Origin of the sequence: Paraburkholderia aspalathi (assembly GCF_900116445.1) — a bacterium.
GTDB lineage: Bacteria > Pseudomonadota > Gammaproteobacteria > Burkholderiales > Burkholderiaceae > Paraburkholderia > Paraburkholderia aspalathi.
In genome coordinates this window covers 174974-198721 of the sequence record NZ_FPBH01000003.1, presented here as the reverse complement: position 1 = coordinate 198721, position 23748 = coordinate 174974, and the positions used below count along the sequence as shown (strand labels likewise).

At 64.5% G+C, this 23748-nt stretch carries 13 protein-coding genes and 1 tRNA gene; 5 read left to right on the top strand and 9 right to left on the bottom strand.

What is annotated here, in order from left to right:
* Window positions 1-5: 5 nt before the first annotated feature.
* Window positions 6-1631, top strand: coding sequence for an ABC transporter ATP-binding protein (locus BM438_RS05870; RefSeq protein WP_093633643.1), 1626 nt, complete (start codon window positions 6-8; stop codon window positions 1629-1631).
* A gap of 137 nt (window positions 1632-1768) precedes the next feature.
* Entirely contained in the window at window positions 1769-2434 is a 666-nt protein-coding gene (locus tag BM438_RS05865; protein WP_054041036.1) for a C40 family peptidase, read from the top strand.
* Between the two features lie 143 nt (window positions 2435-2577).
* Here the strand turns inward: BM438_RS05865 and BM438_RS05860 are convergent, their stop codons facing one another.
* Window positions 2578-3528, bottom strand: a complete 951-nt coding sequence (locus BM438_RS05860; protein ID WP_093633642.1) for a patatin-like phospholipase family protein — start codon at window positions 3526-3528, stop codon at window positions 2578-2580.
* A 415-nt stretch (window positions 3529-3943) separates the two neighbouring features.
* Between BM438_RS05860 and gltX the strand changes: the two genes are divergently transcribed.
* Both gltX and BM438_RS05850 read left to right on the top strand, forming a co-directional pair.
* Complete coding sequence (gene gltX / locus BM438_RS05855; protein WP_093633377.1) at window positions 3944-5353, top strand: glutamate--tRNA ligase; 1410 nt, start codon at window positions 3944-3946, stop codon at window positions 5351-5353.
* A 121-nt stretch (window positions 5354-5474) separates the two neighbouring features.
* A tRNA-Ala gene (locus tag BM438_RS05850) sits at window positions 5475-5550 on the top strand.
* Window positions 5551-5823: 273 nt separating this feature from the next.
* Here BM438_RS05850 and BM438_RS05845 read toward each other — a convergent pair.
* From BM438_RS05845 to BM438_RS05815, 7 genes are all read right to left on the bottom strand, one after another.
* Window positions 5824-6648: a 4'-phosphopantetheinyl transferase family protein gene (locus tag BM438_RS05845; protein ID WP_234487525.1), complete on the bottom strand. Its 825-nt coding sequence runs from the start codon at window positions 6646-6648 to the stop codon at window positions 5824-5826.
* A 28-nt stretch (window positions 6649-6676) separates the two neighbouring features.
* Complete coding sequence (locus BM438_RS05840; protein ID WP_093633375.1) at window positions 6677-9145, bottom strand: penicillin acylase family protein; 2469 nt, start codon at window positions 9143-9145, stop codon at window positions 6677-6679.
* Window positions 9146-9200: 55 nt separating this feature from the next.
* The gene (locus tag BM438_RS05835; RefSeq protein WP_093633374.1) at window positions 9201-10931 is read right to left on the bottom strand and encodes a cyclic peptide export ABC transporter; all 1731 of its coding nucleotides are present in this window, start codon (window positions 10929-10931) and stop codon (window positions 9201-9203) included.
* Between the two features lie 67 nt (window positions 10932-10998).
* Complete coding sequence (gene fhuB / locus BM438_RS05830) at window positions 10999-13020, bottom strand: Fe(3+)-hydroxamate ABC transporter permease FhuB (protein ID WP_093633373.1); 2022 nt, start codon at window positions 13018-13020, stop codon at window positions 10999-11001.
* Window positions 13017-13970 carry an ABC transporter substrate-binding protein gene (locus BM438_RS05825; RefSeq protein WP_093633372.1) on the bottom strand — a complete coding sequence of 318 codons (954 nt, stop codon included), beginning with the start codon at window positions 13968-13970 and terminating at the stop codon, window positions 13017-13019. Before BM438_RS05825 ends, fhuB begins: the two co-directional genes overlap by 4 nt.
* 1 nt (window position 13971) lies before the next feature.
* Window positions 13972-14823, bottom strand: a complete 852-nt coding sequence (locus tag BM438_RS05820) for an ATP-binding cassette domain-containing protein (protein WP_208620610.1) — start codon at window positions 14821-14823, stop codon at window positions 13972-13974.
* 18 nt (window positions 14824-14841) lie between these two features.
* Window positions 14842-17040: a TonB-dependent siderophore receptor gene (locus BM438_RS05815; protein WP_093633371.1), complete on the bottom strand. Its 2199-nt coding sequence runs from the start codon at window positions 17038-17040 to the stop codon at window positions 14842-14844.
* 256 nt (window positions 17041-17296) lie between these two features.
* Between BM438_RS05815 and BM438_RS05810 the strand changes: the two genes are divergently transcribed.
* Window positions 17297-18115: an AraC family transcriptional regulator gene (locus BM438_RS05810; RefSeq protein WP_093633370.1), complete on the top strand. Its 819-nt coding sequence runs from the start codon at window positions 17297-17299 to the stop codon at window positions 18113-18115.
* A gap of 47 nt (window positions 18116-18162) precedes the next feature.
* On the opposite strand, the gene BM438_RS05805 is transcribed toward BM438_RS05810, so the two are convergent.
* Window positions 18163-23739 carry a non-ribosomal peptide synthetase gene (locus tag BM438_RS05805; protein WP_093633369.1) on the bottom strand — a complete coding sequence of 1859 codons (5577 nt, stop codon included), beginning with the start codon at window positions 23737-23739 and terminating at the stop codon, window positions 18163-18165.
* Window positions 23740-23748 lie beyond the last annotated feature (9 nt).

The window sequence follows — 23748 nt, the reverse complement described above, 5'->3', positions numbered from 1 at the left end:
GCGCCATGGTAGAGAACGACGCAAAACAGGCTGTGACGCCGCCGCTGCTGGAACTCGATCATCTGCATGTGACCTTCGGCGACACCGTCGCGGTGAGCGACGTGACGCTCGCGATTCAACGCGGCGAGCGGGTCGCGCTGGTCGGCGAATCGGGCTCGGGCAAGAGCGTGACCGCGCTGTCGATCCTGCGTCTGTTGAGCGACGCGCAGGTGAGCGGGGCGATCCGTTTCGATGGCCAGGATCTGCTTGCGAAAAGCGAGCGTGAGATGCGCGGCATGCGCGGCTCGGACATCGCGATGATCTTTCAGGAGCCGATGACGGCCCTCAATCCGCTCTATACGGTCGGTGACCAGATTGCGGAGACGATCGTGGTGCACGACGGCGTCACGGCGAACGAGGCGCGTAAGCGCGCGGTGGCGTTGCTGGGACGCACGGGCATTGCCGAGCCCGGCAAGCGTGTGAACAGCTATCCGCATCAGCTCTCAGGCGGTCAGCGGCAGCGCGCGATGATCGCGATGGCGCTCGCGTGCCGTCCACGCCTGTTGCTGGCCGATGAGCCGACAACGGCGCTCGACGTGACCATCCGCGCACAGATCGTCGAGCTGCTGCTGGAACTGCAACGCGACGAAGCCGAGAAGCGCGGCATGGCCGTGCTGCTGATCACGCATGACCTGAATCTGGTGCGCCATTTCGCGCAACGCATCGCGGTGATGGAGCAGGGCGTACTCGTGGAAAGCGGGTCGGTCGAGCAGGTGTTCGAGTCGCCGCAGCATCCGTACACGCAACGTCTGCTGGCGAGCCGCCCGCAACGCACGGTGGTCCCTGTGCTGCCGATCTCGCCGGTGCTGCTGGAAGCGCGCGATGTCTCAGTCGATTTCAAAACGAAGCTGCCGGGCTTGAGCGGCTGGTTTCGCTCGGGGCACTTTCGCGCGGTTGCCGATGCGAACGTGTCGGTGCGCCAGGGCGAGACACTGGGGATCGTCGGCGAATCGGGTTCGGGCAAATCGACGTTGGCAATGGCGCTGCTCGGTCTGCAACGCACGGTGCATGGCGAGATCGAGTTTCAGGGCAGGGCGCTCGGCAGCTATCGCGGCGCCGAACAGACCGCCTTACGCTCGAATATGCAAGTTGTCTTTCAGGACCCGTTCAGTTCGCTGTCGCCGCGGCAAACCATCGAGCGGATCGTCGGCGAAGGGCTCGCGCTGCATCGGCCACAAATGGGCCAGGAGGCGCGGCGCGACAAGGTGGTCTCGGTGCTGCGGGAAGTCGGTTTGGACCGCACGGTGCTGTACCGCTATCCGCATGAGTTCTCCGGCGGCCAGCGTCAGCGGATTGCGATCGCGCGGGCTCTGGTGCTGGAACCGCGCATCCTGATCCTCGACGAACCGACCAGCGCGCTCGACGTGTCGATCCAGCAGCAGGTGCTGAAACTGCTTGCCGGGTTGCAACAGAAGTACAACCTCGGCTTCGTTTTTATCAGTCACGATCTGGCCGTGATCGGGGCGATGGCGCATCGCGTCGCGGTCATGCAAAACGGATCGATCGTCGAAAGCGGCGACGTTGAGCAGATTTTTGCGACACCGGCGCACCCTTACACCCGAAAGCTGCTGAAAGCGGCGCTGGACCACTGATTTTGCACTCTTTCACCAATTGGGTGCGTGTCTCGATTGTATTTTTCTATTTGTTTTGACACGTGAATACTTACTGGCTAGTATCGACCAAACTTTTTTCCGTAGCCCACTGATTTTTAGGCAAAAAATACCGACCAATGCAGCACAGAAACCTAACCCAGGCTTGCACGCGCGTCGTCGCCGGGATGTTCATTGGCGTCTTGATGGCAGCAGCTCCCGGCGCGTTCGCCGACGAAGTAAGCAGTTTTAATCAGAATGCCTCATATTCGACCCCCAGCGGGTCGAATTCTTTGTCCCCCCTCAATTCGCAATCGGCCGCTCCTGACAGCGACGGCGGCGCCAAATCGTTCCTGTCCGGCATGGCCGGCAAAGCAGGCGACGTGGTGGTCGGCGCGCTGAACATGATCGGCGTTCGCTACCGTTGGGGTGGTAATACGCCCGATTCGGGACTCGATTGCAGCGGCTTCGTTCGCTACGTGTTCCAGGACACGCTCGGTATGGCGCTGCCGCGCCGCGCCGAGGAAATGAGCCGCGTCGGCGAAAAAGTTCGCGTCAGCGACCTGAAGCCGGGCGATCTGGTGTTCTTCAATACGATGCGCCGCACGTTCTCGCACGTTGGCATCTACATCGGCGACAACAAGTTCGTGCATTCGCCTTCTACGGGCAGCACGATCCGCGTCGACGATATGGATAGCGGGTATTGGGAAAAGCGCTTTACTGGTGCACGCCGGATCGAGACCTCCTATCAGGAAGGCGAAGATCTGCGCAAGCGCGTGAATGCGTCGATCGGCGGTAATCAGTAACTCATTCAGTTCGCGCCAGCGGTTCTGGTGCGACAAAAAAAGCCTGCTTCGTTTGAAGCAGGCTTTTTGCGTTTTGAGCGCTTACCGATGTGGCACGGAATCTTCCGCGCGCCGGCCGGTAGAACCGGCGCGATCCTGCCGGGTTACACCGCGGCGCGGCTTGCGGCCATCTTGCGTTGCAACTCGGGCATCATCTTCGCTACGGCTTCCTCGCCGGCCAGGATCGCTGCGTTGCGCTGCGAGAAATCGCTGCCGCTCATCGCGGCCAGATTCGGGCGGATCACAATGTCGGCGTACTTGTCGAGTTCATAGGCCTTGATCGTCTGGCCCATGATCGTGAAAGTCTGCATCAGCACGTCGAACGAGCTGGCTGTAAGGCCGCTTTCCGGGCGCTGCGAAATGTCCACGGCAATCACAAAATCCGCGCCCATCTTGCGCGCGAACGAGGCGGGCACCGGACTCACCAGGCCGCCGTCCACATACTCGTGACCGCCGATCTTCACCGGCTCGAAAATCGATGGCACGCTGCATGATGCGCGCACCGCAATGCCGGTGTTGCCGCGCTGGAACAGGATCGGCTGGCCGGTCTTCAGATCGGTGGCGACCACGCCGAGCGGCTTGGCCATCTTCTCGATCGGACGGTTGTTGAGCGTCGTATTCAGGTAGTTCTGCAGCGCGACGCCTTGCAGAAAGCCGCGCGTGCGAAACGGCATCGCCCAGTCGCTGATCGACGCTTCGTCCATGGTCAGCGCGAGCTTGTTCAGTGCAAAGCCGTTCATCCCCGAGGCGTATAGCGCGCCCACCACCGAACCCGCGCTGGTGCCGGCCACGAGGTCGACCTGGATATTGCGCGCCTCGAGTGCCTTGATCACGCCGATGTGCGCGAAGCCGCGCGCGGCGCCGCCGCCTAGTGCAAGGCCGACGCGGATCGGCCGCTGCGGTTTGTCGAGCGGTGGTGGGTTGACGGTGGGCGTGGTGGCGACCGGCGTGCTATCGGTCTTGCTGCCGCCGGTCGTGGTGCAGGCAGCGAGCACCGCGGAGGCGGCCGCCAATGAGAAGTTGCGACGGGCAAGGCGAGGGGATGACGGTTTCAACGGGTTCTCCAGCAACGGCAGAGGCGGCGCGATCGGCGCAACCGGTGCCGCGATCAGGCGGATAGTCAAACGGGCGGAATGGCCGGTGGCGATTCCATGCACTGTGGTTCTATCCCCACCCGCAGCGCGCGCACATCATAAATCAAAGCTCCGGGCACGCGTCGCTCCGGTAATGAAACGTTGCAGAGGAAACGCTCAGTCCTCCCGAGGCGCGCTTCCCGCGCGTCTTGTGTGCTGCCGCTGGCCATTCGGACGAGGGCAGGCACCGCGTGTTCGGAAGGTATAATTCGGCTCTTGAATTCATTTCCTTCGTGTCTGTGCAAGGCAGCTTTCTGCTGCATGGACGCGGTCCGCTGCCGCGCTTCACTGGCCATGTTCGCCACGGCGCCGGCGCCTGTCTTCCGAGTAACCGCTAATGACCACCTCCGTCCGTACCCGTTTCGCACCGAGTCCCACCGGCTTCATCCACCTCGGCAACATTCGCTCCGCGCTTTATCCGTGGGCGTTCGCGCGCAAGATGAAAGGGACCTTCGTGCTGCGGATCGAGGACACCGACGTCGAGCGTTCCAGTACCGAAGCGGTCGACGCCATTCTCGAAGGGATGGAATGGCTCGGCCTCGATATCGACGAAGGCCCGTTCTACCAGATGCAGCGCATGGACCGTTATCGCGAAGTGCTCAAGCAGATGCAGGGCGAGGGGCTCGTGTACCCGTGCTACATGTCGACGGAAGAACTGGACGCACTGCGCGAACGCCAGCGCGAGGCCGGCGAAAAGCCGCGCTATGACGGCACCTGGCGTCCGGAACCCGGCAAGGTCCTGCCGGAGCCGCCGGCCGGCGTGCAGCCCGTGCTGCGCTTTCGCAATCCGCTCTCTGGTGTAGTCGCATGGGACGACGCTGTGAAAGGCCGTATCGAGATCTCGAATGAAGAACTCGACGACCTCGTGATCGCGCGCCCGGACGGCACGCCGACCTACAACTTCTGCGTGGTGGTGGACGATCTGGACATGCGCATCACGCACGTGATTCGCGGTGACGACCACGTGAACAACACGCCGCGTCAGATCAACATTCTGCGTGCGCTCGGCGCCGAGCCGCCGGTCTACGCGCACTTGCCGACCGTGCTGAACGAGCAGGGCGAGAAGATGAGCAAGCGTCACGGCGCAATGAGCGTGATGGGTTATCGCGACGCCGGCTTTCTGCCGGAAGCGGTGGTCAACTATCTGGCGCGTCTGGGCTGGTCGCACGGCGACGCGGAAATCTTTACGCGTGAACAATTCGTCGAATGGTTCGATCTGGAGCATCTGGGCAAGTCGCCGGCTCAGTACGACCACGACAAGCTGAACTGGCTCAACGCGCACTACATCAAGGAAGCGGACAACGCGCGTCTTGCCGAGCTCGCCAAGCCTTTCTTTGCGGGGTTGGATATCGACGAAGCCGCCATTGCGCAAGGCGCCGATCTGACGTCGGTGGTGGGCTTGCTGAAGGACCGTGCATCGACGGTGAAGGAAATCGCCGAAAACGCGGCGATGTTCTATCGCACGCCGGCGCCTGACGCCGAGGCGCTCGCGCAGCACGTCACGGATGTGGTGCGTCCGGCGCTTGCCGATCTGGCCGCTTCGCTCAAAACAGTCGAGTGGACCAAGGAAGCGATCGCTGCGGCGTTGAAGGCCACGCTCGGCGCGCACAAGCTGAAGATGCCGCAACTGGCCATGCCAGTGCGTCTGCTGGTGGCGGGTACCACGCATACGCCTTCGATCGATAGCGTGTTGATGCTGTTCGGCCGCGATGTTGTCGTGAGCCGTATCGAAAAAGCGTTGGCTTAAGCGCGTTCGCGTTTGCATTAAGAGGGTTTGCATGCGACTTGCGAAAAAAGTCGCATGCAATTGCGCAAAGGGTATTTACAAAGCGCAAATTGGCCTCTAAAATCTCGTTTCTGTTCTGCAAGGGGGTATAGCTCAGCTGGGAGAGCGCTTGCATGGCATGCAAGAGGTCAGCGGTTCGATCCCGCTTACCTCCACCATCAAATCAAATTTGATGTGCCGCAGACAGCCACTGAAGTCCGAAAAGCCCTGATAAGTCAGGGCTTTATCTTTTTCCGGGGTGGTAGCATTCCGCCCTGTTCCGACATGTTCCACAATTTGCACGTGCTCAAACTCGTCCCCGAAACTGGGTCGCGTTGATTTCCTGTTTTGGGGTACGTCGTGGGACAACTGACTGAACGACAAATCCGCCGCTCTGCCCGGCACCGCGACCGGGAGAGACGCGGTGGGGCACGATATGCGCGGGCGCCGCGTCAGCTTTTCGGCCACCCGAATGCCTGAATCGATTTGACAGGGTGCGCAATTGAAACCGCAGCGCGAATTTTGCCGGGCATCGGTACATCGACGACATGCCAGCGTCCAGCCGCCGGCAGATCGACGAAGGTTGCCGTGGCATTGGCGCGGAGGGTCAGCGGTTCGATATCGATGGATGGCCGCTTTAAAGCGTTCGACAGGCTGCTGTAGCGCGCGGACTGAAGAGCCTCGTCCGCGTAGCGGAATCGGTCCGCGTGCCGATCCGGCACCCCAGTCGGCCAGATGCTCGCACGGGCCTCGCCTGGTATGGCCGTCTCGTTTCCTGGCGTAGGCATCGCGACGCCGAGGCCGAGCGCGCCCGAAGCGATGCCGATCACGATCCAGATTCCGCCGTATGCGATGTCGATCGCAACCGGGTGGCTGTCGGGGGGAAGTTGAACGCCCGGTTGCTCGGCATGGTCATCGATGAATTTCACCTCGTGCGGGGCCAGGTCCAGCAGATTCGCCACGATCCAGCGCAGCACCACGCGTGCGGCAACGAAACGTTTGCGCAGTGCGGAGTTTGGATTCAGCCTCGCGCGCCCACGCTCGGTCTCCGAAAGCCATCGGTCGCCTTCCTGGATCGAGACCGGCAGCCATCCAGCCCGGAAGCGCCACAGATGCAGTTCACCCGGGCGCGGCACATCGATCCAGGACGGATACTGCCGCGTCATCCGATGCGCGGAAAATGTGATCTCGCAGGGATCGGGCATGGCGTCGGAGGAACCGTCGTACGGCGTGCCGTACGCCCGGACAGGGAGGGATTGGGCGAGTTGAATGGGCATGCTCAGCTCCTCCATGCCAGTTTGGCGTTCATCGCGTTTGTGCGTCCGACGAGCTCAACGTACGACGGGTCAGCGCAGGATCGCGGGCGATCGACGTTTCGGAAAACGGAATAGTCAGCCAGCGTTGCGCGGCGTAACTGCGCGTACCGTCCGCGAAACGAGGCGAGGCGGGATCATCGGATTCCGACGACGCGATGAGCGTCTGCGCAAGCACGTCATCCCCGGCGAACGACACGATCTGCAGGTAGCTGTTGCCGTTCGGATTGACGTTCATCGAATAGGCACGGGAGTCGAACGGGTGCGCCGCGCATGCGGCCGTGAAGTAGCCGCCCGCGTCGCAGCCACCGAACAGGGCGATGCGTTCGTCGTTGCGTTGCACGTAGAGCGCTGCGCTGCGCGGTGCATCGATCGCGATGCCGGCTTTCTCGAGCGCGGCCATGGCGTCGTGCAGGGAGGCGGCGAGTCTGGCGGGGTCGGCCGCGATACCCGCGGGCGTGGTCAGCGGCCGGGCGGGGTCGAACGGCACGTCGTACAGTTGCGCGGGCGCAATCAATAGGAGACGCCGCCACCACTCGTCCCAGAGCGTCGCGCCGACCGCATTGGCCGAAGCGGTGTTGTCCCACGCGGCGAGTACGCTGCAGGCCTTGCGCAGTTCTCCGGAATTCACGCCGGCCGGCTGGCCGCCGTTGCACAAACGATCGAGCGCAGGTTGCTTGAAGAGGATGGCCGACATCGAACGGCTGTCCAGCGCGGCGCGGCTGAGCGCGTCGGCGGAGACGCCGGCCGGATTGCTTTGCAACTGTGCGGCGATCGCGTGGCCGAGACGGGTGCGCAGCGATTGCTGGCCACCCGTTGCGCCGACCACCTGAGCAAATCCGGTCAACGGCGCGGCGGGGTTGCTGAGCCAGTAACTGCCGTTGAAATTGCCCGCGTAGTCACGCCTCAACAGGCTCGGCATCTGTGCGACCGGCAATGCGCCGGGCTGCACCGAGCCGCTTTCGACACGCCAGTCGCAATCGCTGCGTGAACCGTCGAGGAACGGCACGCCCGGCATCGAGTGGGCGAGCGCTTTACCCACCGGCGGCGTGCAACGCTGCGCAAGCTCGTCGGGCACGTTCGGTACCGCGCCGATGTCCGCGTACCACACGCGCGGGTCGCCGCGGCCAATGGCGAGCGTATTCACCCACGGCACCGCCGCGTTCTTCTTCTGGATGCGGATGAAGTCGTCGAGCGAAGCCGCCTGGTCCCATTCGAGGAAGTTTTCGAAGACCCGGAAATTGTCCGCGTTGATGTCGCGCAACGCGAACGCCTGCTGTGCGTTCCATGCGAGTGCCGGCGACATCGCGCCGAGATTGACGAGCGGCCCGAAGCGCGAGCGGTACAGCGTGCGCGAAACGGCATGAAGCGAACCGTCCGCGGCGCGCACGTCGACGCTTACGCGCGTGGGCGTCATCGCCTCGGCCTTGCCGTCGACCTCGTATGTGGTCGGCGAGCCCGCTACAAGATTCAGCTTGAACAGGCCGAAGCGCCTGGCGGTGGAGACCGTATGCGTCCACGCGACATTCTGGTTGAAGCCCATCACAATCAACGGCACGCCGAGAAAGGACACACCGCTCACATCGAGCTTGCCGGGAATGGTGAGTTGCGCCTGGTAAAAACGGTCGGGACCGTTCCAGAACCAGTGTGGATTGCCGAGCAGCATCGCGCTGCCGCCGCGCGTGGCGTCCGCTCCGAACGCAAGGCCGTTGCTGCCGATGCCGGCATGGCCGCCGAAGTCTGCGAGCGGCGCGTTTGCGGCGAGCGTGGCTGCGGCGGACGTGAGCCCTTGCTCGTGCAACGCGCCCTGCTGCGACGGCGGAGCGGACACGGGCGGCTGTGCCGTCGCGATCGCTGCGACGAAGCGGGTTTCGCCGCCCGCGAGGTTCGCAGCATAGAGGCGCCGGTAAACATCCGCCACGTTGATCTTGCCGGCCCAGGGTGCGGCACGGCATGCCGCGTTCGCTCCGGGAAAATCGCCATGCGCAAGATCGCCGACATACCGGTTGTAGCCCGCGACGAAGCCGTCGATCAGCGACCGCATATCGGCAGTCTGGTTCTTGCGATAACGCGCGACTGCTGCATCGTCGTCGACAAAACGGAAGAAGAAATCCGCGTCGAGATTGGTTGGCTGTCCGAAGGTAGCGTCGGTAGTCGGGCGCGCATCGGCGCCGAAGTAGCGCGAGCGTTCGCCACGATAGGTGACGAATCCGTCTGCCATCGTGCACAGGTTATCCTGCGCCTGCACGTAGCCATAGCCGTAGCCGAGGCTGCCCCAGTCGTCGGCTTTCAGATGTGGAATGCCGAGCGCCGTGCGACGGATCTCGACCTGATAGGGGCCCGTGAGCGCGGCCTGATCGGCGCTCGGGGCGACACAGCTTTGCAAGCCGAGGGCGACGGGCAAGGCGGTCAGCAGACGGGCAAAACGGCTGCAACGGCTCAGAAAAACGGTCAGAGGCATGAGATCTTCACAGACAGGCTGTTATCGGTGACGGGAACGCGGCCGCGGCGCCGCATCAGGAGGCACTGGCCGCAACCTGCGAGGCTGCCGGCACGCGCACGGGCCGAACCTCTTCGACAATGCGGCCTTCTTCGAGCCGGATGTAGCGGTCGGCAGCGCTGAAATAGCGATCGTCGTGCGAAATCACAATCAGGGTCTTGCCCTGGCGTTTCAGGTCCGGGAGGATTTCGGTGTAGAAGATGCGCCGGAAAGTCGGGTCCTGGTCGGCGGCCCATTCGTCGAGCACCATCACCGGGCGGCGTTCGAGATAGGCGTGCACGAGAGCGAGCCGCTTGCGCTGCCCGGTCGACAGATCGGTGGTCGTGAACGCGCCGTCGCGTACCGAGACCTTGTGGGCGATCTCGAGCCGTTCGAGATACTTTTGTGCTTCGGCGGTGAGGGCGGCTTCGCCGGGAATCAGCGTGTCGAACAGGTAATAGTCGGAGAACACCGCCGAGAAAAGCTGGCGGTAGTCGTCGAGATGTTCGTCGCGCACCGCTTCGCCGTTGAGCAGCAACTGTCCTGCGTCAGGCTGATACAGTCCGAGCAGAAGCTTGATCAGCGTGGTTTTGCCGCAACCGTTCTCGCCGACGATAAAAAGCGTCTCGCCGCGTTCGATCGTGAGGCTGAGCGGCCCGAGTTCGAAGCCGCTGCCCGCGCTGTCCGTATCGCTGGTGCCGCTATCCGCGGCGGGGGCGTCGCGTTCGTCCTGCGGCCGGGCGAAGCGATAGTGGGCACCGGCAAGCGCGATCGTATCGAACACATCGGCGAGACGCTCGGGCGAGCCGGTTTTGTGGCCGGCGACGAGCGACGGCTCGCGGGTCGAAAACCGGGCGGAGAGTTCGGCGATGCGCTGAAATGCAACTTGTGCGCGGCCGATCGACGGCAGCGCGCCGACGATCTCCTGGATCGGCCCTTTCATATACAACAGGACCAGCACGAAGCCGGTGATGATCGTGCGGTCCGCGCCCGGCGACCACGTCTGCAACGTCAGCATCAGACCGACCACGATAAAGAACAGCAGCGAACCGAACGCATTCGCGCTGACGAAGACATTGGCGGCGCGCACGCGCAGCCGGAAGATCGCCTCGATGGTGCCGGACAGTTCATGCTCGAAGACGAAGCTGCGGCGCTGGCCGTTCAGGCGCAGTTCCTTGGCGCCTTCAGTGATCGAGCGATAGTGTTTCTGCAGGCGATCTTCGGCTTCGCGCGCCGCGCCGAAACGGCGAATCCCCACGCGCCGCGCCAACGTTTGCACGATCGAGCCGAGAGCGATGGCGACGAGCGCGATGACCAGCAACATGGGTGACAGCACAAACAGATAACCGAGACAGCCGACGATCGTCGCGGTGGCGATGGCGAGGCTCGAGAACATGAACGAAAACGAACTGATCGTATCGATGTCCTGATTCAGTGCGGTGATCAGCCGATGGCTGCGAAACTGTTCGATCTGACCGATCGGCGCGGCCATGATCTTTTCGCACAGATTCTTGCGCAGCATCGCGATGACGCGCTGGCCGACGAGGTTGTTGCCGATGTCCGAGATGACTTCGCCTGCAAGCGCCAGCACGCACAGTCCGGCGAAGCTCCACAGCAAGGTGGGCAACGCCGCGGCGCCGTCATGCAGCGTGCGATTCGTGACTGCCAGCAGGGCGGCGGTGGCGATGCCGCTCGCGGCGCCCATGGTCGTGGCGAGTACGGTAATCGGCCAGAGTCGCTTAAGCAATCTGAGCAGTTCCGCAAGCATCGTGTTCTCCTGGAATATCTAAAGTTCTAGTGCAAAAAGACTGAATGGTGGGTCGTGCAGGCGTGCTTTAGCGGCGCCGGCCGAGCAGCCACATCAGATAAGGTGCGCCGATCAAGGTCGCGACAAGGCCCGCCGGCAGCTCGCGTGGCATCAGCAGCGCACGGCCGAGCCAGTCGGCTGTGACGATCGTCAGCGCGCCGATCGGCGCGGCCAGCAGCACTTGCTGCAATGGCCGGCGCGCGCCGAGAAGACGCGCGAAATGCGGCGCGGTCAAGCCGACGAAAGACAGCGGACCGACGACCAGCGTGGCGGCAGCCGTCAGCAGCGCGATCAGACATAGCAGCGTAAAGCGGGCGCCGCGCGTCGATACGCCGAGCGCGCGCGCCGATGCTTCGCCAAGCGGCAGGATCTGCAGCCAGCGGTTACACAGCGGCGTCAACGCGCACAGGACGACGCACAGAACGAGTGCGAGCGCCGCGTCGATTGGGGTGATCGTGTAGGTGGAGCCGGCGAGCCATTGCAGCAGCGTCGCCGCTCGCTCGCCGCCACTCGCAATCGCCACCGCGACCACCGCCTGGAACAAGGCGCCGATGGCAATGCCCGCCAGCAGCACGCGATCGGGTGCGAAGCGCGAGCGCTGCGAGAACCAGAGGATCGCGAGCAGGGCGCTCAAGGCGCCCGCTGTGCTCGCTGCGATACGCTCGATGTGTCCCGCGTCATTCCATCCGATCACCAGCGCGATCAGACCGAGTGCGGCGCCGGCGCTCACGCCGAGCACCTCGGGGCTGGCGAGCGCATTGCCGGTCACCCTTTGCATCAGCGTGCCGGCTACCGCGAGCATGGCGCCGGCGGCAAGCGCGGCGGCTGCGCGCGGGACGCGCCAGATGGCCACGCGCGAGAACTCGTCGAGGCTGCTGAAATGCCAGCCATGTGGGCCGTGGCCGAAATCCAGCGCGAGCGCGGAGACGACGAGCATGAGCAGCGCGATGCCAAAGAAACGCCGCCGCAGCGAAGCAGGGGGCACGGAATGACTGCGGGCGATGTCTTCGCTGCTGGCCGGCAGCCGCGTGGTCCGATGCATCCGGGCGAGCAGCATCAGCATCAACGGTGCGCCGAACAACGCGGTCGCCGCGCCGGTCGGAATCAGATCGCCCATCGCGCCGGACAACTGTTGCACCGCTTGATCCGTGAGCCACAGAATCAGCGCACCGCACAACGGCGCGATCACCAGACGCTGCGACAGGCGGCGCGCGCCCGCCATCTGTGCGAGCGCGGGCGCGGCCAAGCCGACAAAGCCGATGACCCCGACCGCACTGACTACGGCCGCGCTCAGCACCACCGCGAGCGCCAGCGCGACGAGCCGCATGCGGCGCAGCGACAGACCGAGACTGCGGGCATTGGCGTCGTCGAGACCGAAGAGCGTCATGGGCCGTAGCAGCAGGAACGCGATCCCGCCGCCGATCGCGAGACGCGATGCGAGCATCGTCACGTTGCTCCAGTCCTGCTGGATGAGCGAGCCGCCGCCCCAGATGAACAAGCTCTGCAGATACGGTGCGTAAAACAACTGGAGCGCGACGCCGATCGATCCGCAATACAACGTAACGACGAGTCCCGCGACCGCGACCGTGACCGGCGCGAGCCCGCTGCGCCAGGACAGGCCGAACACGATCGCTGCAGTAATCAGCGCGCCGCCGAGCGCGACCCACTGGCCGGCGGCGCCGAGCAGCGCGGGCGCCCATAGCGTGGCGACCGTCAACGCGAGTTGCGCGCCGGCCGAGACGCCGAGCGTCATCGGCTCGGCGAGCGGATTGCGCAATACCTGCTGGAAGACCGTGCCGGCGAGTCCGAGAATGGCGCCGCACAACCAGCTGACCACGAGACGCGGCAGCCAGCTATCGTGGGCGATGATCTGCTGGATGTCGTGCGTATCCGGCGACCACAGCGCGTGCCACCACAGCGACGGCGGCAGAATCGCCGAGAGACTGTCGATGCTTAGCGCAACGGCTGCGGCGAGCACGAGCAAAGTCAGCGCGGCGGGCAGCCACGGACGTATCACGAGATGCGGTGCGTGTGGGCGGGCGATATTCATAGGCGTGCCTGCGTTGCCACCGCGGCGTCGGTTGCCGGGGCGCGCGTGAGCGTAGCGGTCAGCGCCACGGCAAAGCGCGCGGCCGAAGGCAGCATGCCGAAGCCCCAGAACGGCGGCAGCATGGCGACACGTCCCGCGGCAACCGCGGGCAGCGCGTGCCACAGGCGGTTCGAGCTCAATGTGCGCGCGACGCCGTTCGGCAGCGGATCGAAATAGAGCACGTCCGCGGTGGGCGATACGGCGAGTTTCTCGAGCCCGGCCACGCCGATACCCCAATAATCGGTCGGACCATGCCAGGCATTGGCGACATCGAGCGCATCCATCACGTCCTGGAACAGACTGCGCGCGCCGTACACGCCGACATGCCGGCCATCGAAAAAACGGATCAGATAGAGCGGCCGCTGTGGATCGGGTCCTTGCAGCCGGGCGCGCCGCGCTGCGATTTGCGTGCGGCTTCTGGCAAGCACGCGCTCAGTCGCGTCGATCAGCGCGTGGCCCGCGCCGGTGCGGCCGCACAGTTCGGCCAGTTGCAGCGTGACGTCCTGCGAATGGCGATAGGGCGCGCCGGTGTCGGTATAGACGGCGAACGCACGCACCGGCGCGATACGCTCGAGCATCGCGCGCTGTGATTCCTGGCTCGAGTTGATAAGAATGAGATCGGGCGCGAGTTGCTGTAAAAGTTCGAGGCTCGGCGCGAGACGCAGCCCGACATCGGGCACGTGTGCCGGCACGAGCGGGGTGACCACGCTGTCGTTATAGGCCTCGGTCTCGGCGACACCCACGGGCGTGATGCCGAGTGCCAGCAGCGTTTCGACCAGTCCCCAATCCAGCACGACGAGGCGCGGCGCGGGCGCTGGCGTGATGAGGTTCGCGGCCGCGCGCGCGCCGGCTAGCGGCGTGCCGAGCAAGGGCGCCAACACGGCGGAACGGAGAAAATCGCGGCGTCGCATATCAGCGCGCCACGCCGAGCCGGCTACCGTTATGCGGATGCACAACGATATCCATTGGAATGCCGTAAATCGATTCGAGCACGTCGGCGCGCATGAGCGCTTCGGGCGTGCCGCTTGTCAGCAGGCGGCCGCTATGCAATGCGATCAGTTCGTCGCAGAAGCGCGCGGCCAGATTGATGTCATGCAACACGATGACCACCGTCAATGCGTGGCTGTCGGTCAGTTCGCGCAGAAGCCGCAGCACGTCGATCTGATGCGCGATGTCGAGTGCGGATGTGGGTTCGTCGAGCAACAGGCACGAAGCGCCTTGCGCGACCAGCATCGCAAGCCAGACGCGTTGCCGTTCACCACCCGACAGATGATCGGCCAGTTGCGACGCGAAGCGCGCCGTGTCGGTGAGATGCAGTGCTTCGTCGATTTTTGCGTGATCCGCCGCTCGCAAGCGGCCGAGCGCGCCATGCCACGGATAGCGGCCCAGCGCGACCAGCTCACGCACGGTCATGCCGGTGCCGGTGGGCGGATTTTGCGGCAGGTAGGCCACCTGCCGCGCGAAGTCGCGGGCGGGCCACGCGGCGACGCCGGTGCCGTTCAGGCGCACCGTGCCGCGCGTGGGCGCCTGTTGACGCGCGAGCAGCTTGAGCAAGGTGCTCTTGCCGGAGCCGTTGTGGCCGATCAGCGCGATCATGCGTTCCGCGTTCAACGAGAGGGTGAGCGGTTGCAACAGGACCCGGCCGTCGGCTTCGAACGACGCGCCGTCAAGCTGGTATAACGCGCGGGGCGCCGGCCCGGCGGTGTCGTGATGTGCCAGGCTCGCCGGTCGCTGTTCGAGTTGCTGCTGGGTCATGTCGTTCAACACGCTTTTCCTTTTTGCTTACCAGCGGTAGCGGGCGGTGGCGAGGACTTCCACTCCGTCGCCGTACGTGCAGGTCGCCGAGCTGAAGCAGGACGCGACGTATTGACGGTTGAACAGGTTCTTCGCGTTCAGCGAGAAGAGCCAATGCAGACCGGTGTCGTAGTGGACAGTCGCATCGAACAGCGTCACCGACGACACCTTGATCGAATTGGACGCGTCGTAGCTGGAGCCGAGATACCGGACGCCACCGCCGAAGCCCAGGCCGCGCATCGGCCCTGCATGCAGGGTGTAGTCGAGCCATGCGGACGCGATGTTGCGCGGGATGCCCCACACGCGCTTGTTCTGAAGCGACGTCGTATCGCCCGAGATGGTCGTCGTCGTGTCGTTCGACTCGGTGGTGACGTCGTTCAGGTAGGTGTACGACGCGACCAGATCCAGGTTGTTCGTCAGGCTCGCATGACCTTCCAGTTCCAGGCCGCGCGCGCGCACTTCGCCGGCTTGCGTGTAGTAGCCCGAGTGGTCGAGGTCGGAGGTCAGCACGTTGTGTTCGGTCAGGTTGAACAATGACGCCGTGATAAAGCTGTTGTAGCCAGGCGGCTGATACTTGACGCCTACTTCATACTGCTGCGCGGTGGTCGGCTTCGCCATGCCGCCGCCGTAGAGCTGCCCCACCTGCGGGTCGAACGACTTCGAGAAGCTCGCGTACGGCGCGATCCCGCTGTCGAACAGATAGACAAGACCGGTGCGCCACGTGAACGCACGCGCCGATTGCGCTTCGTAAGAGGCGGTGACGGGATTGTTGTCGTCGGCTGAAACCCAGTCTTCGCGCGCGCCGATCAGGAAACGCCACTTGCCCCACGCCATCTGGTCTTGCGCGTAGACGCCAAACTGTTTCTGGCGAATCTGATCGTAGGAGGTCTCGGCCGGCATCGTGTTGTTGCCGTAGACCGGGTCGAATACATTCAGCGACGATGCGTTGAACGCGGCACCCACGTCTTCACCATAGAGCACGCGCTGGAAGTCGAAACCGAACAGCATGGTGTGCGAGACCGGGCCGGTATTCAGCTTGGCCTGTGCCTGGTTGTCGATGCTGAAGACCTTGGCGCTTTCCTTGTTGAAGAACGTGTAGCGGTTCAGCGTGGTGTTCGAACCGGAGGCGTAGCCGTACGGGAACACGTTCGCGAGATCGTCTTTCACGTAGGTGTAGTGCGTGTTCTGGCGGAACGTCCAGGTCGGATTGAACCGATGTTCAAACTCGTAGCCCACCGAAAGCTGCGTGCGCGAATGATGATCGAAGTCAGGATCGCCCACGTTCGTGTGCGACGAGATCTGGCCCGCCGGGTTGAACAGCACGCTGCCAACCGCGGGCACGAAGTTGTAATAGCCGACGTCCGGATCGCGCTGGTACTTCGCCAGAACCGTCAGCGTCGTGTTTTCATCCGGCTTCCACGTGACGGCCGGCGCGATGTAGATGCGCTTCTGCCGCGTGCCTTCCACCTGAGTGCGCGTGTCGAGCCCGGTGGCGGTGAATCGGTACGTGAGCTTGCCGTCGGTGGTCACCGGGCCACCCAGATCGACGCCCGCCTGCATGCGATTGTGGCTGCCGGTGGTCACGAAGACTTCGTGAATGGGCGTGGCGGTAGGTTGCTTGCTGACGAGGTTCGCTACGCCACCGGGCGCGGCCTGACCGTACAGGACCGATGCCGGACCGTGCACGATGTCGATGCGCTCGAGCCCGTACGGGTCGAAACTCGGGATCGCGTAGCCGAAGCTGACATCGCTCGGCATCCGGGCGCCGTCCAGATACTGCTCGAGGTAGAAGCCGCGGCTGAACAGATAAGACGCGCCGGCCGCCGAAGCGCCGCGGATTTCCGGCAACACGCTGGCGGTGTAGCGCAACGCTTCAGCAACCGTCTGCGCACCTTGTGCGGTCATCTGGTCGCTCGTCACTACCGACACCGATTGGGGCGTCTCGATCAGCGGCGTGTCCGTCTTGGTCGCCGTCACGGCCGTGATCGGCACGTAACCGTCAGCCGATCCGACGAGCGAGTTGTCCCGATTGCCCGTTACCTTGACGGTCGGCAAGCTGGACACTTCGGCGGTTTTGCCCACCGCGTCGTCCGTTGACGATTGTGCGTACACCGCCGATGTTCCGCTCAGCAGACAGAACAGCAACGCATTGCTCAGCGCGGTCGATCCGCGCACCCCGGTACTCATGTTAATTCCCCAATTGACTGTTAATGATAGTGAGAATGATTCGCAATAAATATAAAACTGCTGGTTTGGCTAGCTCTTGATGGCTATCGATACATCTTTGAACCGGGTGGGGGTACGACGGAAGTGCGGGCCGTTACGCAGGCCGCATAGCAATATAATCTGATAGCCTGTCGTCAGTCAGGACAACATTGACATAAAAATGGACATAATTGGCTGAGTCGATGTATCAATTGAAAATAAAGTGTTTAGTTGGGTCATGACACGACCCAAATTGCAAACGTTCGGCGAGAGTTTTGCCGGTCGAAAAGTGATCGCGCAAGCGATCGACTACGTCGACGGAACGCATGAAATCGCCCACTGTCATCATCGCGCGCAACTGGTCTACGCAACCAGCGGCATCGTGCGTGCGATTACGCCGCTCGGTCTGTGGATGCTGACGGCCGGCAATGCCCTGCTGATCGGATCGCAGATCGAGCATGAATTGCATATGGTCGGACAGGTCTCCATGCGCACGCTGTACATCGAGCCGGACTCGCTCGCGCCGCAAAAACAGGAGTGCCGTGTGATTCCGGTCGGCGATCTGCTGCGCGCCACGATTCTCGGCATGTTCGACTCCGGTCCCGATGAAGCCGGCGAGAGCCGCACGGCTCTGATCGTGCCGTTGATCCTGCGTCTTCTGGAAGATGCCGCCGACGCGGCAGACGCCGCAGACGGCGCGCGCACCGCGCGCCTGCCGCTGCCTGCCAATGCCCGTCTGCGGAACATCTGCGAAAGTCTGATCGCGCAACCCGCTAGCAACGACACGCTGGAGTTGTGGGCTGATCGGGTCGGCGCCAGTTCGCGCACGGTTGCCCGGCTGTTTCGGCAGGAAACGGGCATGAGCTTCGGGCAGTGGCGCGAACAGCTGCGCCTTGCTGAGGCGATGTCCAAACTGTCGGTCGGCCACGCGGCGAGTCAGGTTGCGCAAGACCTGGGTTATGCCGACGTGCGCACCTTCACCGTGATGTTCAGGCGCGCGTTCGGCAGCACGCCCCAGCAGTTCCGCCAACAGTTCCGCGAACCGCCCGCCATATGACGTAGCGCGAGCGTACGCGGCGCGGGTTTCCAGCAGCAGGCGCGACGTCATTCGAATAGTCCACGTACGCTGTCGAGCAGCATCGGGTGATGCATGATGCTGGTGTGTCCAGCGGGGATTTCCGCCAGCACGGTTTCGCTTGCGCCGGTGCGCGACGACCAGTCGCGCGGTTTGCCGCTGTCGATCGATTCGGTGGACCACCAGAGCGAGAGCGGTGTGCGCAGCGCCGGCATCCGGAAGGTCTCCACAATACGGCCGTGCTCGAGAATCACGTCGCAGGCATCTTCGAATAACGTACGCTCGGCGGCGTTCACATCGCGCGCGGCATGCTGTGCAATCCAGATCCGTAACGCTCGGACTTCGGCCTGCACGTTGTCGTCGAGATCGCGATCGGGCAGTGCGTCGATGATCCCGGCGAGCGCGACCTGTTCACCGCAACGCTCCAGTTGCTCGACCATCGACATCACCACCCGTCCACCGAACGACCAGCCGAGCAACCGGTAGGGCCCATGTGGTTGCACCGCACGGATACGTGCAACGTAGTCGGCTGCCATGTCGTCGAAGTTTTCCGCATACCAGGTGCTGTCGCAGAGCAACGGTGCCTGCAAACCGAACAGTGTCGCCTTGCCGTTCAGCGCTTTCGCGAGCGACCGGTATTCGGCCACCAGGCCGTGGCCCGCATGGATACAGAACACCGCATGCGGGGCGCTCAGATCGTTGAGCGGGACAATGCCCGCAGGAAGCGGCCCAAACCGCGCAGCATGTTCTTCCGCCGCAGCAGCAGCGGAAGGCGGCGATGCGAGCCGTGAGCGCGCGAGAGCGCCGAGTGCGACCTCGAGACGAACGCGCTGCATCCACAGCGCGAAGACCGCGCGATCTTTTTCGACTGCCTCGGGGGAGTCCTGCAGGAGCGATGGGGCGAGTTCGTGAGCCGCTGATTCACCCACGTCGGGGCGCGCCGTTACATTGTGCGAGTGAGCAGGCGCGGCATCGGCGTCGGCATCGATCAAACCGAGCAGCACGTCCTCGAAGCGGCGCGTGAGCCGCGTTACGCTCGCCTCGCTCAGCACGCCGGGGCTGTACCGCCAATGCACGCTCAGGCGGTCAGCGGAGATCAGCGCGCCGATATCGAGTGCGTGATCCATCGTGTCGCTATCGTCCGCTTGCGCGCCGGAGCGCTCGCTGGCAAAGCCGAAGCGGCCATCTGAAGGCAGTGCCTGATCGAATCGTCCGAGATAGTTGAAGCGCAATGATGCAACCGGCAGTGCTGCAATCGCCGCGCGGCTTGCGTCCTCGCCGAAGTACTTCAGTGCGCCCCACGAAAAGCCTTTGTCGGGCACCGCGCGCAGGATGTCGCGTACCGTGCCAAGTGTGTGCGCCGGGTCGGCATGGTGCGGCAACGCAAGCGGATATTGCGTCGTGAACCAGCCGACTGTGCGGCTCAGATCCACGTCCTCGATCAGATCTTCCCGGCCGTGGCCTTCGAGATCGATCAGCAGGCGCGCTGCGCCGGCCCATGGCCCGAGCGTCTGGGCGAGCGCTGCCAGCAGGATTTCCTCGGTGCGCACGCCGTCCGCGCGTGAGCCGCGCAGCAGCAGCCGCTGGGTCGCGTCCACCGTCAACTTCACTGTCACCACGCGGCTTGCCGACAGACGCCGGTCGCCTTCACCTTCGAGCGGCAGCGCGGCGGTCGCGCCATGCAGCATGCGCTGCCACCACGCCAGTTGCCACAAACGTTCGGCCTGCTGCGCGTAGCTGGACTGACGCGAGGCCCAGACGCTCCACGGCGTCGTGATAGCCGGCAAGGCGGCATCCGGGCGTTCATACAGCGCCTGCAACTCTTCGAGCAGAACGCGCCATGACACGCCGTCGACAACCAGGTGATGAATCACGATCAGAAGACGCCGCTCTGCGCCCGCTTCAAAATACGCCGCGCGCAGCAACGGCCCGTGTTGCAGATCGAGGCTGCGATGCAGCGCCGCACCGGCTGTGGCGAGGTCGGCTTCCCATGTCTGCGGCGCGAGCAGTATGTGGTGCAACAAGGCTGCCGTTTCAATAGAGGCGACGCGTTGCCGCCAGCGCGGTGCGCTGCCGTCCGGCACGCTGACGTCGCGTTCGAACCGCAGGCGCAGCGCGTCGTGCCGCGCGACCCATTGCTGCAGCGCGCCTTCCAGCGCGGCGGGATCGAGCGCGTCGCGTACTTCCAGCAGGACCGCCTGATTCCAGTGCGCGAGCCCGTGCGGATGCTTGTCGAAGAACGCGGCCTGGATGGGCGTCAGTGGCTGCGAGTCGCGCAGTTCGGCGGCGCTTGCGGACTGCGCGTCTGCATCGACATCGCGCGCCACCTGGGCCATTTGCGCGATGCTCGGATGTTCGAACACCTGCTTCGGCGTCAGCACGAGACCCGCGGCGCGCGCACGGGCCAATAGTTGCAGACTCAGAATCGAGTCGCCACCAGCCGCAAAGAAATTGACGGTCACGCCGCCGACTTCGCATCCCAGCACCTGTTCCCATATCTCCAGCAACACCTGTTCGCGCCGGTTGCGTGGCGCCACGCGCTCCGCCGCCGGCGCCGTGACCGGTGCGGGCGCCGGCAATGCGCGGCGATCGAGCTTACCGTTCGCCATTGTCGGCAGACGCTCGAGCGTGATGAAGGTGGCCGGCATCATGAATACCGGTAGCCGCTGCGCGAGCGCCTCCTGCAGCGCGCCGGTTTGCGCGTTGCCGACGACGTAGGCGACCAGTTGCTGCTGTTCGCCGTTCGCGTGCAGGACGACGGCCGCTTCGGCCACCTCCGGGCAATCACGCAACGCCGCTTCGATCTCGCCGGGTTCAATGCGCTGGCCGCGCAGCTTGACCTGCTGATCGAGCCGGCCGAGAAACTGGATCGCGCCGTCCTCGCGTACACGGCACAGGTCGCCGCTGCGATAGAGGCGTGCGCCGGGCGGCCCGTCCGGATCCGGCACGAAGCGTTCAGCGGTCAGCGCCGCGCGGCCGAGGTAGCCGCGCGCTACGCATGCGCCGGTGATGCACAGCTCGCCTGCGCCGCCGTGCGGCATCCGGTTGCCGTCGGGATCGAATACGACGGCGCCGCGTCCCGGATAAGGGCGGCCGATCGGTACGACCGCCTGCGCGGCATCCGCGCCGCACGTGACGTGATGCAACGCGGCGATCGCGGTCTCGGTCGGTCCGTACAGATTGTCGAGTGCGATGTGCCGTAGCGGCCCGCGTTGCCAGCGCTCGAGCGCGTCGCCAGGCAAGGCCTCGCCGCCCACCGTGACCTGGCGCAGCTCGCGCAGCGCTTCGGCAGACGGCGCGCTGCGCTGCCACTGCTGCCAGAGCGCCGTGGGAATGCGCGCGAAAGTGACTTTGCCGTCGACGAGCGCCGCGTTCAGCGTGTCGAGCGTCCACGCCTGCGGCCCACGCATGCGCACGGCGCCGCCGGCGAGGAGCGCCGGCAGGAGCTCGTGCAACGCGACATCGAAATTGATCGTCGACGATTGCAGCATCACGTCGTCGGCGCCAATGCGGTAAGCGTCGCAGAAGTCACGCAGATGCAGGCTCAGCGCCTCGTGATCCAGGGCGACGCCTTTCGGACGGCCGGTCGAGCCTGAGGTATAGAGCACGTAGGCGAGTTGGCGGGGATGCACGGGCTCGTCCCAACCAGCGGCGTCTTCATTGGCGACGTCGTCGATATCGATCTGCGGGCGGGCGGCGAACAGTTCGCCGAATCGAACCCCAGGTTGGCCGCCGGGTTGCTCACCAGACGGATCACTGCGGGCGCGATCCACGATGACGGCGACCACGCCCGCATCGTCGAGCATGTCACGCAGACGCTCACTGGGGTAATCAGGGTCGAGCGGCACGTACGCGCCGCCCGCTTTCCACACCGCCAGCAACGCGGCCGGCAGTCCAGCCGACCGTGTCATGCAGACGCCCACGCGCGCATCGCGTCCGACGCCCACGCTTTTGAGGCGGCGCGCGATCCGGTTGCTCCACTGATCGAGCTCACCGTAGCTCAGCATCGCGTCGCCGCAGTAAACCGCGGGCGCGTCGGGTTGCGACGCCGCGCGAGCAACGATGCGCGGCACCACGGGCAGAAACGGATAGCGCAGTTCGGCCTGCGAAACGAGCGCCGCGCCGGACAACGCGATGTCGCCAGGCTTGAGCGCCGGGTCGCCGACGAGTTGTTCGAGCACCGCGCGATAGTCGCGCGCGAAGCGTTCGATGGTGGCGGCGTCGAACATGTCGCGCGCGTAGCCGAAAATCGCCCGCAGGCTGTCCGGCGCTTCTATCACGTTGAGCGTGAGGTCAAAGCGAGCCGTGCCAGCGTCGCTGTCCACCGGCGTGGCACAGAGGCCCGGCAATTCGATGCGCGCGGCCGGGTCCGCGTAGTCGAGGTTGAACATCACCTGAAACAGCGGTGCGTGAGACAGATCACGGTCGGTCTGCAACCGGTCGAGCAGATGCGCGAACGGCAGGTCCTCGTGCGCCTGGGCCTCGAGCACGGTATCGCGCAGTGTGCGCAATTGCTGCTGCGCCGGCAGCGATGCCGATATCCGGCTGCGGATCACCAGCGTGTTGACGAAAAATCCCATCACCGCGTGCGTCTCAGCGCGTTGACGTCCCGCCACCGGCACGCCGACCCAGATATCGGCTTCGCCGCTATAGCGATGCAGCAGCAGGTTGAAGGCGTGCAGCAGCGTCATGAACAGCGTCGCGTCGTTGCGGCGCGAGAGATTTTTCAGCTGGGTCGCGAGCACTGCGTCGAGATCCAGCGCGTGACGCGCGCCACTGCCGTCGCGCAGCGCCGGTCTGGGCCGATCCGCAGGCAGCGACAACACGGGCGCGGTGCCCGCCAGTTGAGTGGTCCAGTACGACATCTGCCGCGCCAGTGTGTCGCTGTCGATCCACTCGCGTTGCCATAGCGCGACGTCGCTGTACTGAAGCGCGGGTCCTGCGGACGATAGGGCGTGGCCGCGCTGCGCCTCGCCGTAAAGCGAGACGAAGTCGCGAATCAGGATACCCATCGACCACGCGTCCGAGACGATGTGATGGATCGCGATCTGCACCACATGCGACTCGTCGCTTATCCGCAGCACCTCGAAACGCAGCAGCGGGTCACGTTCGAGGTCGAAGGGCAGCGCGGCGTTGTGCAATAGTCGGGCGCGTAAGCGCGCCTCGCGGTCTTCAGCGCTGGTGTGGCCCGCCGTCGCGCGCAGATCCTGATAGACCGCGCGTATGCCCGTGTCCGCTGCGCGGGCAAACTGGAATGGCACGCCGCCGTCTTCTCCGAAACCTGCTCTCAATACTTCATGACGCTCGACGAGCGCCGCGAGCGCTGCATCGAGCGCGGCCGTATCGAGCGGCCCATCGAGGCGCAGCGCGCGCGAGATGGTGTACGCGTTGCTGGCGGGGTCGAGCCGCCACAGGAACCACAAGCGTTCCTGGGCGTGCGACAGCGGCGCACGTGCCGGCCGGATCGCGAGCGGCACGATCGGCAGGATCGACCCGTCGATGCCGTGCTCGCGCAGCCGCGCCTTGAAGCGGGCCCGCTTGTCGGCGGGCAAGGCGGCATAACGCTGCGCGATTTCGAGGTTTTCTTGACTTGCGTCGGTGGGCATAGGGTGTCT

What these genes read in the sequence shown, in the direction of transcription:
- gltX (WP_093633377.1), top strand. Translation starts at nt 3,944, where the DNA reads ATGACCACCTCCGTCCGTACCCGTTTCGCACCGAGTCCCACCGGCTTC.
- BM438_RS05805 (WP_093633369.1), bottom strand. Translation starts at nt 23,739, where the DNA reads ATGCCCACCGACGCAAGTCAAGAAAACCTCGAAATCGCGCAGCGTTAT.
- fhuB (WP_093633373.1), bottom strand. Translation starts at nt 13,020, where the DNA reads ATGAATATCGCCCGCCCACACGCACCGCATCTCGTGATACGTCCGTGG.
- BM438_RS05810 (WP_093633370.1), top strand. Translation starts at nt 17,297, where the DNA reads ATGACACGACCCAAATTGCAAACGTTCGGCGAGAGTTTTGCCGGTCGA.
- BM438_RS05835 (WP_093633374.1), bottom strand. Translation starts at nt 10,931, where the DNA reads ATGCTTGCGGAACTGCTCAGATTGCTTAAGCGACTCTGGCCGATTACC.
- BM438_RS05840 (WP_093633375.1), bottom strand. Translation starts at nt 9,145, where the DNA reads ATGCCTCTGACCGTTTTTCTGAGCCGTTGCAGCCGTTTTGCCCGTCTG.
- BM438_RS05865 (WP_054041036.1), top strand. Translation starts at nt 1,769, where the DNA reads ATGCAGCACAGAAACCTAACCCAGGCTTGCACGCGCGTCGTCGCCGGG.
- BM438_RS05815 (WP_093633371.1), bottom strand. Translation starts at nt 17,040, where the DNA reads ATGAGTACCGGGGTGCGCGGATCGACCGCGCTGAGCAATGCGTTGCTG.
- BM438_RS05870 (WP_093633643.1), top strand. Translation starts at nt 6, where the DNA reads ATGGTAGAGAACGACGCAAAACAGGCTGTGACGCCGCCGCTGCTGGAA.
- BM438_RS05845 (WP_234487525.1), bottom strand. Translation starts at nt 6,648, where the DNA reads ATGCCCATTCAACTCGCCCAATCCCTCCCTGTCCGGGCGTACGGCACG.
- BM438_RS05825 (WP_093633372.1), bottom strand. Translation starts at nt 13,970, where the DNA reads ATGCGACGCCGCGATTTTCTCCGTTCCGCCGTGTTGGCGCCCTTGCTC.